This window comes from Ruegeria sp. SCP10 (genome assembly GCF_040329495.1).
Taxonomy (GTDB): domain Bacteria; phylum Pseudomonadota; class Alphaproteobacteria; order Rhodobacterales; family Rhodobacteraceae; genus Ruegeria.
The window spans coordinates 279,611-294,868 of the sequence record NZ_JBDZYF010000001.1; the positions used below are offsets into that span (position 1 = coordinate 279,611).

The following is a 15,258-nucleotide window of genomic DNA, read 5'->3' on the forward strand; positions in this document are numbered from 1 at the left end:
AGATCTGAATGAGCGACTATAAGGAAAAACTTTGCAGAGCGTTTGACGAACTAGGGGTATTGGGTTTCGAACAATCGCACACATTACCCATAGGCTTTAGTATTGCGCGAAAGCTTGGCCTTCAGCCACGACCTTTGCCGTACATGTCAAACACTGGCCAGTTTATCTATTACTCGATGGGCTTTGGGCTTACCATGAACGGGTATATTTGCCTGCTTCATTGGTGGTTATGTCGACCTGTGGGCAGCATCGTCGTTCTAGGAATGTGCATCTTGGGTGGATTTGCTTTCGCAGCCTTTGTTTTGCTCTGGGAGCGTTTGTTTGGCGAAAAGAAAGCTGTGACTTCTTGGAATGAACTTTGAGGATCAAGAGTCAAACTCGTCGAACGGTAAAGGCACGATGTTCGGCCATTTCGTCTGCAAACCTGACGACAAACACCCCTCCTGCACCTCGCGCCACATCGGCACATTCAACGACATCTGGCACTGAGCCGTGAACATGCGGCCATCGACTTGCAGGCAAATCATCTCGCCCAGCTCCACGCGTGAACCGGCTTTGTCGGTGCAGTAGCAATCGCGAACCTTGCCATCCGGGCCGACATAGTCGGCCATTGCGGGCATGGCGAGCAGCGATAAAACGATAGTCAACCCCTTCATGCAGGGCAGCTTAGCACAAGGCAGGCCCTTGACCAAAGCCCCCGGATGATAGACACCGCCGGGATGATCCCCGAAGAACGCCTTGAGCAGATAACCCAGCGATTCCAATACCTCGAAGCGGCCATGGCCGATGGTGCCTCGGGCGGGGATATTGCGGCTTTGGCTAAAGAGTATTCCGACCTCAAGCCGGTGGTCGATCAGATCATGGGATGGCGACAGTTGGTTGCTGATCTGACCGAAGCCGAGGCGATGCTGGCCGACCCGGATATGAAAGAGCTAGCCGAAGAAGAAATCCCCGAGCTGAAGGCACGCATCCCCGAGGCAGAACATGCGCTGCAACTGGCGCTGTTGCCAAAGGATGCCGCCGATGCACGTCCGGCAATGCTGGAAATCCGTCCCGGAACCGGGGGGGATGAGGCCGCGCTGTTCGCCGGTGACCTTCTGCGGATGTATCAACGCTATGCCGAGGCACGCGGGTGGCGGTTTGAGATTATCGAGGAACAGGCCTCGGACCTTGGAGGGATCAAAGAGGTGGTGGCCCATATCAAGGGCGACAACGTCTTCGCCCGGATGAAATACGAATCCGGTGTGCATCGGGTCCAGCGTGTGCCGGAAACCGAAAGCGGGGGCCGTATCCATACCTCAGCCGCCACAGTGGCGGTTTTGCCCGAAGCAGAGGATGTGGACATCCAGATCGACGCCAATGACATTCGCATCGACACGATGCGATCTTCGGGCGCGGGAGGTCAGCACGTCAACACGACCGACTCGGCGGTGCGGATCACCCATTTGCCGACAGGTTTGGTTGTGACCAGCTCAGAGAAATCCCAGCACCGGAACCGCGAAATCGCGATGCAGGTGCTGAAGACACGCCTGTACGATCTGGAACGCCAGCGCATTGACAGTGAACGCTCGGCTGATCGGGCCAGTCAGGTGGGATCGGGGGATAGGTCTGAGCGGATCAGAACCTACAACTTCCCGCAGGGCAGGATGACCGACCACCGCATCAACCTGACGCTTTACAAGCTGGATCAGGTGATGCAGGGCGACCTGGACGAGGTGATCGACGCGCTGACCGCTGATGATCAGGCCCGGCTGCTGGCCGAGATGGCGCAATGACTGGCGCGCAAACGGCAGCGCAAGCGATGGTCGCCGCGACGGCCCGCCTGCGGGCGGCTGGCGTCGACGATCCGGCGCGCGATGCCCGTGTCTTGCTGGCGCATGCCGCCCGGATCGAAGCCAGCCGCGTGACGCTGATTGCGCCCGAGGAGTTAGCCCCCGATATTGCCGAACGCTATGATCAACTGATCTCACTCCGTGCGATCCGAGTCCCGGTTTCCCATCTACTGGGCGAGCGTGAGTTCTATGGACGCCGCTTCCGCGTAAGCAGCGATGTGCTGGATCCGCGCCCCGAGACCGAAGCACTGATCGAGGCCGCGCTCAGCGAGCCCTTTGATCATGTACTGGATCTTGGTGTGGGCTCTGGCTGCATTCTGATCACGCTTTTGGCTGAACGCACCAGTGCCACAGGCGTTGGAGTTGATTTGAGTGAAGCTGCCTGCCTTCAAACCAGCGCCAACGCCGTGCAGCACAAGGTGCAGGATAGGGTGGAGGTGGTCCAGTCCAACTGGTTCGCGACGATTGATGGACAGTTCGATTTGATCGTATCCAACCCCCCTTACATCTCGTTGTCCGAGATGACTGGGCTGTCGCCCGAAGTGCGCGAGCATGAACCCCGGATGGCGCTTACCGATGAAGGCGACGGGCTAAACGCCTATCGCCACATCGCCGCGGATGCGCCAGACTTTCTGCTGCCTGGCGGGCGGCTATTGGTTGAAATTGGTCCGACACAGGCCCAGCAGGTTTCAGCGTTGTTTGACGCGTCAGGCCTGTCTGACATCCGCATTGTCCCCGATCTGGACGGTCGTGACCGTGTGGTCGGGGCCCGTTTGCCAGGATGAAAACCAGAAACTGAGGCCGAAAAACGCCGGTTTATGTAAAAAACCTGCGAAAATTCTGAGAATCCTCTTGTCTGTCGGTGCCGGACATGCTTACTCAAGATTAGTCGGCGAGGTTGACGCTGTTGCAGCGCACCCCTGACGCCAAGCCCAAAAAGTCGAGATTCCGTCGCGGCAAACGCCTAAGAGCAGTGCAAAAACGGGGTTGATCGACATCGTATTAATAAGGCTGACGAAAAGTAAGATGAGATCTTCCAAATCCCGCTCGCGGGCCAAGAACAACCGCAATCGTCCTTCCGGCGGTAACGTCGTTAACCGTGTTTTTGACAGCTCGGGCCCCGAAGGCAAAGTGCGCGGTACCCCGCAGCAGATCATTGATAAATACAACCAGCTTGCGCGCGATGCGCAACTGTCCAACGACCGTGTTGCGGCCGAGAACTTTCAACAACACGCAGAGCATTATCTGCGCATGTTGAGCGAAGCGCAGCGTGAAATCGAAGCCCGCCGCGAAGAGCAGGAACGCCAGAATCGTGAACGTCAGGCCGAGCGGGATCGCGAACGCGCCGAACGCCAGGAACGCGAAGCGGCCCGTCAGGCGGACCCTGCCGAGGCACCCCAGCCCGATGTCATGGGTTTTGACGCGCCCGCTGCATCCCCGGAATCGGGTCTGGTGGAAACACCTGAAAATCAAGGTGGTGAGGCCGAAGCCCCTGAGCCGAAAGAGCGCAAGGAAAAAGCCCCGCGTCGACCGCGCCAGCGTAAGCCAAAGCCTGCGGCTGAAACCAATGACGAACCGGCCGCAAATGGCGGCGACACGCCCGAAGCGGCGGAGTGAGATAGCGTCAAAATGCGAAGAAGCCCTGCCGTTAAACGCAGGGCTTTTTTGTTGGATGTTAACATTCTGATTATACTACCAGCTGCGGGTGCTGCGGGCCCGAAATCAACGCAAGCCGCAGCGCGTTTGGACGTCGGGAAAGCTGTGACAGCAGGACCATCGCTTATTGAGAGTTTGTGCAAACTTCCGCAGGATGGCGCCTATGCCGTTCGCATAAACCATCCTTTGGGGGGCAGAGTGACAGAAGTTGCCGAAGACGAGCCATATTTCGATGTGCGTCAATCCGTTCGGCGAAGAAACCGAACACGGCTCATCATCGCTCCGTTGTTTGCCGTGGGTCTAATCTGGTTTGGGATACGGCTGCTGTCTGAAGACAAGATCCAATCACTCGATATTGACACAATCGAAGCGTTGACCGTTTGGTCCTTTTTCGGGGCCATAATGATAGGCACCGGGATTTACAGGCTGTTGAAGGAACTGGTCTTTGCGCTGCGCGCGTGGTCAACGACGGGCGAGTGGCATTTCCGGCTTACCGACCGCGATCTGCTTTGGCAGATCCCTGACCACGCACATGGCAAAGAGCAAGGTTTCGCCGCGCCGTTAACTGAGATCGAGCGGATAGAATTCAAGACCATTCAAAAACATGAAGACATGGATGAGCGTCAGTATTGGGTGCATTTCCATGCGCGGGATCCGATCCAACTCAGGTCATTCTCCGGCATCAGCCTGACTTGGTTGGTTGACAAAATACGGGCCGTTGGCGTGCCCTATGAGGAAACGTTTGAAAACTATTAGTTTCGCTAGGGCAGAACGCACACTTGTGGGCTCAAAGACCGACTAAGTCCATTGAAACGTGAACCTTTGTTATAGCGACGCGAATGGCCGCATTATCTTGCATGGCGGAAATATGCGTGCCGGTGTATATTGATTACCCGACGAACAAGAAGACCGAATTCCGACTTCGCGTGACCTTACAGGTCAGGTTCTCATTGTCAGCCTTTACGGATTTCCCGGGCCAAGGCACAAAACGCCTCCAACGGCACCTGCTCTGCGCGCTCTGTGGGTTTGATGCCAGATGCGATCAGGCGGTCTTCGATATCCGGGGCCACACCTTTCAGAGAAGCGCGAAGCATTTTGCGACGTTGGTTGAACGCGGCTGCGACCACGCGGGATAGGGTTGCGGCATCCGCAGGATAGCGCGGCTCTGGTAGGGCGGTCAGGTGAACCACGGCGCTGGAGACCTTGGGTGGCGGCGTGAACGCGCCAGGGGGCAGAGACATGGCAATGCGCGCTTCGGCCCGCCATTGGGCCAGGATGGCGAGGCGGCCATAGGCTTTGCTGCCGGGTTGGGCGATGATGCGTTCGGCCACTTCGCGTTGGAACATCAGGGTCAGGCTTTGCCAGAAGGGTGGCCATTGGGGTGGCGTAAGCCAGCGAACCAGAAGCTCGGTGCCTACATTATAGGGCAGGTTGGCGGCGATGCGGATCGGAGGGGTCAGGTGTTCGAGCGGGTCGATTTCCAGCGCGTCGCCGTTGATCACGTCAAGCTGGCCGGGATAGGCGGCGGCGATGTCGTTCAGCGCCGCGATGCAGCGCGTGTCTTTTTCCACCGCAACCACCTTGCGCGCGCCCTCAGAAAGCAACCCCCGGGTCAGGCCGCCGGGGCCGGGGCCGATTTCCAGCACATCGCATTGGGTCAGATCCCCTGCCTGGCGCGCTATTTTTGCGGTCAGGTTGAGGTCGAGCAAGAAGTTCTGGCCCAGCGATTTGCGGGCTGAAAGCTGGTGGGTGGCGATGACCTCACGCAGCGGGGGAAGGGTGTCGATAGCGCTCATGATCCGGTTATCGTCGCGCGGATTGATGGGCCAGCGCTAGAGGTATTTTGCCTCCGGCGGGGATATTTTCAGCCAGGTGAAGGATCAAGGTGTGCGCGCCATCTGTTGGGCCAGTTTCAGGGCCTCAATCAGGCTGGTGGGATTGGCTATACCTTGCCCGGCGATATCCAGCGCGGTGCCGTGATCGGGCGAGGTGCGGATAAAAGGCAGGCCCAGCGTGACATTCACGCCCCGGTCGAAATCCAGCGTCTTGATCGGGATCAGGGCCTGATCGTGATACATGGCGATGGCGGCGTCATAACGGGCGCGGGCGGCGGCGTGGAACAGCGTATCCGCCGGGTGCGGGCCGGTGACGGTGTAGTCGGGGCTGTCCAAGCCTTTTAACAGTGGGGCGATCCAATCCAGTTCCTCTGTGCCCATCTTGCCGCCTTCCCCTGCGTGCGGATTCAGCCCTGCTACGGCGATCCGGGGATGTGTGATGCCGAACTGTTGTTGCAGGCCCTGCGCAGTTAGCGCGATGGTTTGGATCAACAGATCTGGTGTCAGTTCTTGTGGCACGCGCGAGAGGGGGATGTGGATCGTGGCCGACACGACACGCAGCTGCGCGCTGGCCAGCATCATCACCACATGTTGGCGCCCGGCCAGAGCGGCGAGAAACTCGGTATGGCCGGGATAGGCGAAATCGGCCCCGTCGATCAGCGCTTTTTTGTTGATAGGCGCGGTACAGAGGGCCGAGGCCGCGCCCGATTTAACCAGAGAAACGCCGCGCTCGATTGCGTCAATGACCGAGGGCGCATTGGCCGGTTCCGGTTGACCCGGGATGTTGGAGACCGGGAAATCCACGTGCAGAACGGGCAGTGTTTGGGCGCTTGCGTCCATCGCGTCAGCCGGATCGGCGATCCGGGTGACTGGCGTATCTGCGGGCAGGTGGGTTGCGTCGCCAATCAGGAAAAACGGGCAGTCATCGCGCAGCTCGGCCCAGGCCTTGGCAGCGATTTCCGGGCCTATACCAGCCGGATCGCCACAGCTGAGCGCGATGGGCGCAATCATTGCTCGACGATAGTGGCGTCGGCACGCAGCTGTTCCAGAAGGCTTTCCGAGAAGGCTTGCAAGCGCTGCTGTGTCAGGGCGTTGGCCACGTCCACGCGCGATGTATCTTCGCCCAGATCGCGTGTGCGGTTGCACAGCATCAGAAACACCAGCGTTTGACCGTTGTTGCGGGTCAGGGTGGTCGATACTTCGTTGCGGTCCAGTTTGGCCAGTTCAACGGCGACATCGCGCGGGATATCAGATGGTGCGGCTTCGATCCGCTCCAACACTTCGGCGGGTTGTCCTTTGGCGACGCCGTAAAGATCATCGCAGGTGTCAATCTCTTCGCTCAGGCGCGCGGCCTGTGCCTGCGCGTCCGCACTGCGACCACCAGGCAAGTAGTAAATCGCATAGTCGATCTTGGAATAGTTTGGCGCCCCGGTTGAGACTTCGCGCACGCCGCGCATCTGGAACAGCGCAATGGCGTTGGGCAGACTCAGCGGTTCGGTTATCTCACTGTTTTTGAGACCCAGAAGAACGGGTTGCAGCGCGGGTGGTAGGTTACTGATGTTCAACCAGTCCAGACGACCGCCATTGTTGCGGGTGTCAGCGGCTGAATATTGCGCGGCCGCTGCCGAGAAGGCGTCATACCCTTCGAGGCGCGAGATTTCCTCTGCCAGCCGTTCCGCCTGCGCGACGGTTTGCTGATTCACCGGGATAATGATCTCGGACAGCAGAACCTGCAGACCACCACCGCCGGATTGCCCCAGGGCCCGGTTGATCTCGTCTTCACTGGGGCGGGCCTGCGACAGGAAGCGTGCGCTGATATAGTCGCGCCATGACAATTGATCCGCAACAAAATCACGAACGGTTTCAGGCTCGATACCCGCTTCGCCGAGCAGTTGCAGGAATTGTTCTGTGCTGAGCTGCCCGCGGGCGGCGAGCTGATCAATGCCAACCTGTACGTCCTCAGGTGCGGCTTGAACCCCGGCCTCGCGCATGGCCTGTTGGCGCAGGCGATCGTCGATCAGGGCCTGGCGTACTTCTGCTTCGGTCCCGCCCGGGACGCCGAGCGCAGTGAGAAAACCCAGCCGTTGTTCCAGCTCGAACCAGGTGATGATATCCTGATTGACGCGGATCGCAGGGGAAAACAGGCTTTGCGCACTGGCCTGCGGGGCAGAGGCCGCCAGAACAGCGGCAGCCAACCCCGATAAGATCGAACGGGCGCATCCGCCCCGGAGAAACCTGAAGAAACCTGAAATCAACTGCATTTTCTCTTGTACGTCTTTCCGCCGCCTTCAACGGCATATCCTGTCAGGGTAACGGTAAACCCGAATTCGGTCGAAGGCTCAATAGTCGTTGTTGAGGTAAAGCGTCTGTTTACGGACATGTTAAACTGAACGCATTCGTTCTGATAAGTCACACCCAGACCCAGGCGGATGGGTTCGGAATTGGCAAGATCGTAGCGGGCCGAAGCACGCGTCAACCAGTTCTGATCGATTTGGTGCCGCCCGCGCAACCAGATCTCGGACACTTCTTCATCCAGATTTTCAGCCGGATCAGGTTCTTGCCAGACATAGCTGCCTGATATCGCACTATTCTCACCTGTCCAGGCGCCGCGCAGCTCGGCGCGTGTAAAGCTGAAATCGCTATCGAGCAGGCCCCGCCCGGCCAGCGACCAGCCATTGGCGGTTTTAATCTGACCAGCCACCAGCAGATCGGATTTGGTACCCTGCAGGCCCGAGGTCAGGTTGAAATTCGGGTCGGCATCAGCGCGGAAGACCTGACCGATTGTGGCCAGGGCTTGCCACCCGTTCGATTTGTAGCGCGCCCAATTCACGCCAACCACCGCTGTCGCCCCGTCTTCGCGCTGATCTTCGGCAGGAAAGCGGGACAGGGACAACAGGTTGCCCTGATCGAATTCCTGAAACGTGCTTTCATCGATTGGAACATCTGTGTCCGAAACATCGGTCCAGCCGAATTGCACGATTGGTTCCAGAAACTGGGTCGCACCGGTTTGTTCACGCCGTGTCATGGGATAGCGCAGGGTCAGCGCCGCGCGGGGCGTGGTGCGCGTGACGTTGCTGGGAAATGCGTCGTCATTGCGGATGTTAAACGTATCAATCGCAGCGCCGATACGGGCATCCGCGCGCAGCCCCGATGCAAAGGTCCAGCTGCGCAGCCATTCCGCATCAAACGTCGCGCGCGCGATATCGCGCCCGACAACATTCTCGTCACTGGTGCGTTCATGGGCATGGGCCACAAAGGCAAGCCGCATTTCGCCCCCAACTGTGTTTGGGAAGAACCGTTTCTCGTAGTTCAGGTCAAACACGCGCGAGGGGATCTCATCCTGTTCCTCACTGTCGCGCAGTGTCTTGTAGTGGATCAGGCTGGTTTTGAAGGCCGTATCACGCTTGATCCGAGTCAGGGCGATTTCACTGCGCAGCCGGTCGAGATCGGGCAGGCCGTAATCCGCCAGATAGGCATCGTCCGACGTGGTCTTGAGGTCGAATGTCAGCCGGAAGTCATTCCTGAGATTGAAGAAGCCGTTGGCAAACAGATAGCCACGGTCCTGATCGCGCTGCACATCATCGCGGGTATAGGCACCTTCGAACTGGATGCGCCCGTTCACAAAGGCTTGCCGATAGCGATAGCCCAGCGTTCGGGTGCTGGCCGAGACAAACGGTGTCAGCGTCAGGTCCTTGTTGTCGCCCAGCTTGATGAAGTATGGCACTTGCAGACCCAGACCCAGCTGCGATGTTCTGCGGAAGGACGGTGCCAGAAACCCGGTCGCGCGTTCAAGCGTCGGGTCGGGTAGGCGCAGATAGGGAAAATAGAAGACCGGGTAGTCCAGCACGCGCAATTGCGCGCCTTCAAAGTAAAGCTGCCGCTCCAGCTGATCATGGGTCACTTTGCGCGCCCGGATTTGCCAAAGCGGAGGCTTTCCATTCGCACAAACATGGCAGGAGGTGGCCGCGACCTTGCTGAACTGTGTGTAGCGCCCCGAGGCGCGCCGCGCCTGGACCGAGGCGACCTGAACCTGCTGATCAAACACCATACGCGCACCGATCAGCAACCCGTTTTGCAAGCCATCATCCAGCTCGGCTGAATTTGCCAGCAAGGTTGTCCGCCCGCCCTGATCGATCCGAATGGGTCCCTCAAGTGACAGTTTTCCGGTTTCGCGGTCAAAGGTGATACGCTGCGCGCTGACCTTGGCATCACCCTGAAACGCCTCGACATTGCCTTCGGCGACCAGCACGCGTTCGGGCGTGATGAATATCTTATCCGCGACCAACAGGGCGGGCTCATCCTGTTGGGTGGCCTGATTGGTCGCGGGTGCTGGTGCAGTTTGAGCCAGCAGCGCAGCAGGGGCCGTGACAGCCAGGGCGCTTGCCATCAGCGCAGGCAGAATGCGCGGCATTAGCCGTCCTCCGCATGTAGCAACAGGCCGAGTGACAGTAAGATGGCAGCAACGGGCGGTGCCCAGGCGGCGACGTAGATGGGCAACTGTCCGTTTTCCCCGAGTATTTGCGCAAAGTTGCGCACGAAATAAATGGCAAACCCCAACAATACCGCGGTCAGCACCGCAGCGCCGGTGCCGCCGAAGCGTACATGCCGCATGGTAAAGGCTGCGCCGATCAGAACCATCGAAACCAGAAAGATCGGGCGAGCAAGTTGGACTTGTAGCCAGACCTCATATTGTTTGGTTGAGAAGCCGGCCTCACGCAGGTCCGCTATCAATTGGGGTAAATCGTAGACCGACACAGAATCCTGCTGCCCCAGAGTATCCAGAATGCGTTGGCGGGTCAGCGTCGTTGGAAGGTCAAGCTGAGCATGCTCAACCGACTGTGTCTCGGGGTTCTGGCCGTCTTCAAGGTTCCAGACTTTGGCGTTGCTCAGGACCCAGCTGCCATCGATCAATCGGGCCTGTTCGGCGGCAATCTGTTGTGTTGGTTTTCCGTCCGGGTTGAAAGAAACGATGGTCACATCGCTCAATTTCAACTCATCGCCATTTGCTGTACCGCGCGCGTGTATCACGGCCTGGCCCGTCTCGGTGCTTTGGCGCAGCCATAGACCCTCGCCGCTGATCGACAGCGCTGAGCTGCCATTGTTTCGATAGGAATCAGAAAGGCGGTTGTACTCTTCCGAGGTGGCTGCTGCGATCGGGTTCAGAAGGGTCACGGCCAGAGCCCCGATAACAAGCGCCAGCAAGACCGGGGCTACCAGCGCGCGTATGCCGGATCGGCCAGTCGCGCGGGTTACCACGAGTTCCGAGGTGCGCGCCAACCCGACAAACAGCGCTATGGTTGCCAGGATCACCAGCAGGGGCAGCATTTCGCTGATCGCGGCAGGTGTGTTCAGCAATGTCAACTGCAACAGTCGGCCAAAGGACAGATCAACCTCGTCGAACCGGCGCACTTGTTCGATCAGGTCGATCAGAATCATCAGTGTCAGAAAAATGCCGCCGATAACCAGAAAGCTCTGCATAAAGCGGCGGGCAAAATAGCGGTCCAAAATCACAAGCGTGACCCCGCTGGGTTTGCAGCGTTGGCGCTCAGGCCAATATTGCCCTTGCATAAACCCACGCGCGACGGTCTATGCCTGCCCTGTCGTGCCACTGTCGTCTCCCCCGAGCCTGCCGGATATTTTTGGGGGACCTTAATGCAATTGGCGGTCAGGGAAAACTGCTATCTGGTCAAGCCGGGCGGCGCGGGCTAGGTCTTGGGGAACACAGTTTCAGGAGCGCGCAATGAGCAGTCTAGTCCCAATCCGTTTTCAAGCCTTCGACGTGGAAGCCATGGCGCAGGCCGAAGGGCGCGTTGCCATTGTGATTCCCGCGGACCGCAAGATGAGCCCGGCAGCCCGTCGCGCTAATCGCCTGACCAAAGGGGCCGTTGCACGACTGGTCGAGAGCGACGCATTTGGCAAGGCAAAAACCGGCGATGTTATCTCGCTGGCTTGGCCGGTTGGAATGGCTGCCGAGGCGCTGGATGTTCTGGTCCTGCCCCGCCGCCCCGAGGCGGATGAAGCGCGCAAGGCTGGTGCCGTGTTGGCCAAACTGGCGGCCGGGCGCGAGATTCTGGTGATGGCAGGCAATCAGGCACGGGCCGAGGATCTGGCGATGGGGATCGCCCTGCGCAGCTATGATTTTGATGCGCATAAAACAAAGGATAGCGACGCCGCGGGCTCGGTCACAATCTCTTGCAACAAGCCCGAAGAGGCCGAGGCCCAGTTTGCACCGATGTATGCGGTTGCGGATGGGGTGCGGATGACCCGCGATTTGACCAATGAGCCTGCAAATGTCCTGACCACTAGTGAATTTGCCGCCCGTCTGGACGAGATGAAGTCTCTCGGCCTTGAGGTCGAAGTGCTGGACGAAGACAAACTGGCTGAGCTGGGCATGCGTACTTTGCTTTGCGTGGGGCAGGGTTCGGACAGCCCGTCCAAAGTGGTGGTGATGCAGTGGAATGGCGGTGACCAGGACGACGCGCCGCTGGCTCTGGTCGGCAAGGGGGTTGTGTTCGATACTGGGGGTATCTCGCTCAAGCCTGCTGGCGGCATGGAAGACATGACCATGGATATGGGCGGTGCAGGCGTTGTGGCCGGCACCATGCGCGCACTGGCCAAGCGCAAGGCTAAGGCTAATGTTGTCGGTCTTGTAGGTCTGGTCGAAAACATGCCCTCGGGCAATGCCACGCGACCGGGTGATGTGGTCAAATCGATGAAGGGCGACACCGTCGAGATCATCAACACCGACGCCGAGGGGCGTTTGGTTCTATGTGACGTCATGTGGTACGCGCAGGAACGGTTCGCGCCTGTTGGCATGATCGACCTTGCCACACTGACGGGTGCGATCATCATAGGGCTGGGGCATGAGAACGCAGGCGTATTCTCGAACAACGATACCTTCTGTGATGCCTTCCTGAGGTCGGCCAAGGCCGAGGATGAAGGCGCTTGGCGGATGCCGTTGGGGACTGCTTATGACAAGCTGCTGAAATCGCGTATCGCGGATATGAAGAACGTGGGCGGTCGACCTGCGGGTTCGATCACTGCGGCGCAATTCCTGCAGCGGTTTGTCAAAGAGGAGACACCGTGGATTCATCTCGACATCGCCGGGGTGGCCTCGGTCGCGTCCGAGACCTCCTACGCGCCGAAAGGGGCCACTGGCTGGGGTGTCCGTGCGCTCAGCCGCTTTGTGCAGGACAATTTCGAGTAAATTATGGGCGTCGTCTATTTCTACCACCTGACCCAAAGGCCGCTGGAGCACACCTTGCCGGTGCTGCTGGATAAGGCGCGGCAGGCCGGGTGGCGGATTGCGGTGCGGGGTACTGATCCCGCCCGGTTAGACTGGCTGGACGAAAAGCTTTGGCTGGGCCCCGAGGACGGGTTCTTGCCCCATGGCCGTGCAGGCGGGCCGCATGATGGGATGCAGCCGATCCTGCTGACCTCGGACAAACAGGCGGGCAATGAGGCCACCTGCGTTATGTCGGTGGACGGGGCCGAAGTGGTCCCGGATGAGGTCACCGCGCTAGAGCGTGTCTGTATCCTGTTCGACGGCAATGACGACCAGGCCGTTCAACACGCGCGCGACCAGTGGAAGACGCTTACGCAGGCGGGCTGTTCAGCGCAATATTGGTCCGAGGAATCGGGCCGTTGGGAAAAGAAAGCCGAGGCCTAGCGCACGGCGATTGCAGAAATCAGGAGAGTGACGGATGGAAATGAAGCCTTTGGGCCGCACTGGCATCATGGTGTCTGACCTGTGTCTGGGAACAATGACCTTTGGAACCCAGACTTCAGAACCCGAGGCGCATGCACAGATGGACCTGGCGCTGGGTGCGGGGATCAATTTTGTGGATGCCGCCGAGATGTACCCGGTCAACCCGATCTCGAAGGAAACTGTCGGCCGAACCGAAGAGATTTTGGGGAACTGGAACGCCGCGAACGCATCGCGACGAAGTGATTATGTGTTGGCCACCAAACATTCAGGTGCCGGGTTTGCCCATACCCGCGATGGCGCGCCAATTTCGGCACAGACCATTCCCGAGGCAATCGAGGGATCACTGCGGCGGTTGAAGACTGACTATATCGATCTCTATCAGTTTCATTGGCCCAATCGGGGCAGCTATATGTTCCGCCAGAACTGGGATTATGCGCCTTCGGGGCAAAACACTGGTGACGTGCTTGAAAATATGCAGGGCTGCCTGACGGCGCTGCAGGAGCAGGTCGAGAAGGGCAATATCAGGGCCTTCGGTCTGTCGAATGAAAGTGCTTGGGGCACGGCGCAATGGCTGCGGCTGTCCGAGCAGATGGACGCGCCGCGTGTGGCGTCGGTGCAGAATGAGTATTCGCTGCTGTGCCGCCACTTCGACACGGATATGGCTGAGCTGAGCATGCATGAGGATGTGGGCCTGATGGCGTTTTCGCCGCTGGCCACCGGGTTGTTGACCGGCAAATATCAGGGTGGTGCAGTGCCCGCTGGATCGCGCAAGTCGATCTCACCCGAACTGGGCGGGCGTGACTCGGACCGGGTTTATGACGCCGTGGCGGCCTATCTTGAGATTGCGTCGGGCCATGGATTGGACCCGACCCATATGGCACTGGCCTGGTGCCGGACCCGGCCTTTCATGATGTCGTCAATCTTTGGTGCGACGACGGTGGCGCAGTTGGAACATATTCTGGATGGTGATGATCTGACGCTGTCGTCGGAGGTTCTGAACGCAATTAGTCAGGCGCACCGCGCGCATCCCATGCCGTTCTAGGGGGCTCTGCCCCCGCCGCGCTGCGCGCGTCTCCCCCGGGATATTTTTGGCCAGATGAAGAGGATCCGGTCAGTGATGGGTGTGGGGCGAGCGCTCGTGCCTAAGGTCGCGGGCTGAGAGGCCATGGGCTGTGCGGAAGGCGCGGGCAAAGCTGGATTGTGAAGCGAAGCCTGTGGCCAGAGCCACATCCATCAAGGGCATGTCGGTGTCGGTGACCAGACGGCGCGCCTCGGCCAGCCTGAGTTGCAGGTAGTGATCCTGTGGCGTAGTGTTCAGGCGGAGGCGAAACTGTTGTTGCAATGTGCGCGGGCTGGTGCCCAGCCGATCTGCGATTGATGCAAGCGGCAGCGGGTCGTCGAGCGAGGCCTGCATCAGGCGGTTTGCCTTCGATGTCAGGGGGGTGTGGCGGTGCGGGGCGCCGGTGCGGCTTTGCGGTTTGGTCGGTTCGGGTGCGCCCTCGTAGAGGAACAGGCCCGAAACGCGCGCAGCGAAACCCGCGCCATGACGTGCCGCTATGATGTGCAGCATCATCTCGACCGCAGGGATGGCGCCGCCCGAGGTCAGGCGATTGCCGGACACGGTGAAGCGGTCTGGGCGGACGTCGATGTCAGGGAAACGGGTGGCGAAATTATCCAGATCTTCCCAATGGGTGGTGGCAGCGTAGCCATTCAGAAGGCCGGCCTCGGCCAGCAACCACGGCCCGCCATCAATGCCGGCCATGGTTGCGCCAGTGCCTGCGATGCGGCGCAGTCCGGCCAGTAGGCTGGGGGTGGCGTGGCGGGCCAGTTGGAACCCTGCAACAACGATCATCAGGTCGCAGCTTTGCAGCCGGGCCAGCGGGGTGCCGGGGACGGTCAAGGCGCTGGTCAGCATTGCAGGGTCAGATGTTGCGGTCACGTAGTCCCAGTCAAAGGCCGGGCGATCGGCCAGCCGGTTGGCCGCACGCATCGGATCGACAGCCGAGGCAAAGCTGAGCGTGTTGCATTCGTCCAGCACCAGCACCGCCGTTTTCAGGGCGCGATGTTCTGGTTCCAGGATGTTTTTTGCGGATTTCATCAAGTTCGATTCGCATTCTGGCAAGTGTTTTTCCAAAGCTGCGCCAGACTTGCGCGCAACGCAAATCGATAACCGGGGAGAAGTCTGGGGAAAACCCGACGGGAAACCCGGTATAACCTGGGGAAAACG

Annotated in this window: 15 protein-coding genes; 8 read left to right on the plus strand and 7 right to left on the minus strand. The window is 59.4% G+C overall.

Annotation, left to right across the window (positions count from 1 at the left end; genetic code table 11):
* Positions 1 to 8 precede the first annotated feature (8 nt).
* Positions 9 to 362 carry a DUF6404 family protein gene (locus ABLN87_RS01495; RefSeq protein WP_353006788.1) on the plus strand — a complete coding sequence of 118 codons (354 nt, stop codon included), beginning with the start codon at positions 9 to 11 and terminating at the stop codon, positions 360 to 362.
* A 3-nt stretch (positions 363 to 365) separates the two neighbouring features.
* Here the strand turns inward: ABLN87_RS01495 and ABLN87_RS01500 are convergent, their stop codons facing one another.
* Positions 366 to 656 (minus strand): hypothetical protein, encoded by a 291-nt coding sequence (locus ABLN87_RS01500; RefSeq protein ID WP_353006790.1) that lies wholly within the window; start codon positions 654 to 656, stop codon positions 366 to 368.
* A 63-nt stretch (positions 657 to 719) separates the two neighbouring features.
* On the opposite strand from ABLN87_RS01500, the gene prfA reads away from it, so the two are divergent.
* The 4 genes from prfA to ABLN87_RS01520 all read left to right on the plus strand — a co-directional run bounded on the left by prfA (position 720) and on the right by ABLN87_RS01520 (position 4,244).
* Positions 720 to 1,775 (plus strand): peptide chain release factor 1, encoded by a 1,056-nt coding sequence (prfA, locus tag ABLN87_RS01505; protein ID WP_353008364.1) that lies wholly within the window; start codon positions 720 to 722, stop codon positions 1,773 to 1,775.
* On the plus strand, positions 1,772 to 2,617 hold the full coding sequence (gene prmC, locus ABLN87_RS01510) for a peptide chain release factor N(5)-glutamine methyltransferase (protein ID WP_353006793.1): 846 nt from the start codon (positions 1,772 to 1,774) through the stop codon (positions 2,615 to 2,617). The genes prfA and prmC overlap by 4 nt, the downstream gene beginning before the upstream one ends.
* A gap of 241 nt (positions 2,618 to 2,858) precedes the next feature.
* Positions 2,859 to 3,449 carry a DUF4167 domain-containing protein gene (locus ABLN87_RS01515; RefSeq protein ID WP_170530454.1) on the plus strand — a complete coding sequence of 197 codons (591 nt, stop codon included), beginning with the start codon at positions 2,859 to 2,861 and terminating at the stop codon, positions 3,447 to 3,449.
* A gap of 237 nt (positions 3,450 to 3,686) precedes the next feature.
* Complete coding sequence (locus ABLN87_RS01520; protein WP_170530452.1) at positions 3,687 to 4,244, plus strand: hypothetical protein; 558 nt, start codon at positions 3,687 to 3,689, stop codon at positions 4,242 to 4,244.
* A 197-nt stretch (positions 4,245 to 4,441) separates the two neighbouring features.
* Here the strand turns inward: ABLN87_RS01520 and rsmA are convergent, their stop codons facing one another.
* From rsmA to lptG, 5 genes are all read right to left on the minus strand, one after another.
* Positions 4,442 to 5,284: a 16S rRNA (adenine(1518)-N(6)/adenine(1519)-N(6))-dimethyltransferase RsmA gene (gene rsmA, locus ABLN87_RS01525; protein WP_353006798.1), complete on the minus strand. Its 843-nt coding sequence runs from the start codon at positions 5,282 to 5,284 to the stop codon at positions 4,442 to 4,444.
* Positions 5,285 to 5,368: 84 nt separating this feature from the next.
* A complete protein-coding gene (pdxA, locus tag ABLN87_RS01530) occupies positions 5,369 to 6,334 on the minus strand; it encodes a 4-hydroxythreonine-4-phosphate dehydrogenase PdxA (protein ID WP_353006801.1) in 966 nt (321 codons plus the stop codon).
* Positions 6,331 to 7,584, minus strand: coding sequence for a peptidylprolyl isomerase (locus ABLN87_RS01535; protein WP_353006804.1), 1,254 nt, complete (start codon positions 7,582 to 7,584; stop codon positions 6,331 to 6,333). The genes pdxA and ABLN87_RS01535 overlap by 4 nt, the downstream gene beginning before the upstream one ends.
* Positions 7,575 to 9,734, minus strand: coding sequence for an LPS-assembly protein LptD (locus ABLN87_RS01540; RefSeq protein WP_353006807.1), 2,160 nt, complete (start codon positions 9,732 to 9,734; stop codon positions 7,575 to 7,577). Before ABLN87_RS01540 ends, ABLN87_RS01535 begins: the two co-directional genes overlap by 10 nt.
* Positions 9,734 to 10,834: an LPS export ABC transporter permease LptG gene (gene lptG, locus ABLN87_RS01545; protein WP_353008365.1), complete on the minus strand. Its 1,101-nt coding sequence runs from the start codon at positions 10,832 to 10,834 to the stop codon at positions 9,734 to 9,736. The genes ABLN87_RS01540 and lptG overlap by 1 nt, the downstream gene beginning before the upstream one ends.
* 229 nt (positions 10,835 to 11,063) lie before the next feature.
* Between lptG and ABLN87_RS01550 the strand changes: the two genes are divergently transcribed.
* Genes ABLN87_RS01550 through ABLN87_RS01560 form a run of 3 tightly spaced genes read left to right on the plus strand, consistent with a single transcriptional unit; the run spans position 11,064 to position 14,073 of the window.
* Positions 11,064 to 12,530, plus strand: a complete 1,467-nt coding sequence (locus tag ABLN87_RS01550; protein ID WP_353006810.1) for a leucyl aminopeptidase — start codon at positions 11,064 to 11,066, stop codon at positions 12,528 to 12,530.
* A gap of 3 nt (positions 12,531 to 12,533) precedes the next feature.
* A complete protein-coding gene (locus tag ABLN87_RS01555; RefSeq protein WP_353006813.1) occupies positions 12,534 to 12,992 on the plus strand; it encodes a DNA polymerase III subunit chi in 459 nt (152 codons plus the stop codon).
* Between the two features lie 34 nt (positions 12,993 to 13,026).
* Positions 13,027 to 14,073, plus strand: a complete 1,047-nt coding sequence (locus ABLN87_RS01560; RefSeq protein ID WP_353006816.1) for an aldo/keto reductase — start codon at positions 13,027 to 13,029, stop codon at positions 14,071 to 14,073.
* 69 nt (positions 14,074 to 14,142) lie between these two features.
* Here the strand turns inward: ABLN87_RS01560 and ABLN87_RS01565 are convergent, their stop codons facing one another.
* Positions 14,143 to 15,129 (minus strand): GlxA family transcriptional regulator, encoded by a 987-nt coding sequence (locus ABLN87_RS01565; RefSeq protein WP_353006819.1) that lies wholly within the window; start codon positions 15,127 to 15,129, stop codon positions 14,143 to 14,145.
* Positions 15,130 to 15,258: the final 129 nt, after the last annotated feature.

Excerpts from the sequence above, each read along its gene's own strand:
- ABLN87_RS01495 (WP_353006788.1), top strand. The coding sequence starts at position 9 with ATGAGCGACTATAAGGAAAAACTTTGCAGAGCGTTTGACGAACTAGGG.
- ABLN87_RS01500 (WP_353006790.1), bottom strand. The coding sequence starts at position 656 with ATGAAGGGGTTGACTATCGTTTTATCGCTGCTCGCCATGCCCGCAATG.
- prfA (WP_353008364.1), top strand. The coding sequence starts at position 720 with ATGATCCCCGAAGAACGCCTTGAGCAGATAACCCAGCGATTCCAATAC.
- prmC (WP_353006793.1), top strand. The coding sequence starts at position 1,772 with ATGACTGGCGCGCAAACGGCAGCGCAAGCGATGGTCGCCGCGACGGCC.
- ABLN87_RS01515 (WP_170530454.1), top strand. The coding sequence starts at position 2,859 with ATGAGATCTTCCAAATCCCGCTCGCGGGCCAAGAACAACCGCAATCGT.
- rsmA (WP_353006798.1), bottom strand. The coding sequence starts at position 5,284 with ATGAGCGCTATCGACACCCTTCCCCCGCTGCGTGAGGTCATCGCCACC.
- pdxA (WP_353006801.1), bottom strand. The coding sequence starts at position 6,334 with ATGATTGCGCCCATCGCGCTCAGCTGTGGCGATCCGGCTGGTATAGGC.
- ABLN87_RS01535 (WP_353006804.1), bottom strand. The coding sequence starts at position 7,584 with ATGCAGTTGATTTCAGGTTTCTTCAGGTTTCTCCGGGGCGGATGCGCC.
- ABLN87_RS01540 (WP_353006807.1), bottom strand. The coding sequence starts at position 9,734 with ATGCCGCGCATTCTGCCTGCGCTGATGGCAAGCGCCCTGGCTGTCACG.
- ABLN87_RS01550 (WP_353006810.1), top strand. The coding sequence starts at position 11,064 with ATGAGCAGTCTAGTCCCAATCCGTTTTCAAGCCTTCGACGTGGAAGCC.
- ABLN87_RS01555 (WP_353006813.1), top strand. The coding sequence starts at position 12,534 with ATGGGCGTCGTCTATTTCTACCACCTGACCCAAAGGCCGCTGGAGCAC.
- ABLN87_RS01560 (WP_353006816.1), top strand. The coding sequence starts at position 13,027 with ATGGAAATGAAGCCTTTGGGCCGCACTGGCATCATGGTGTCTGACCTG.
- ABLN87_RS01565 (WP_353006819.1), bottom strand. The coding sequence starts at position 15,129 with ATGAAATCCGCAAAAAACATCCTGGAACCAGAACATCGCGCCCTGAAA.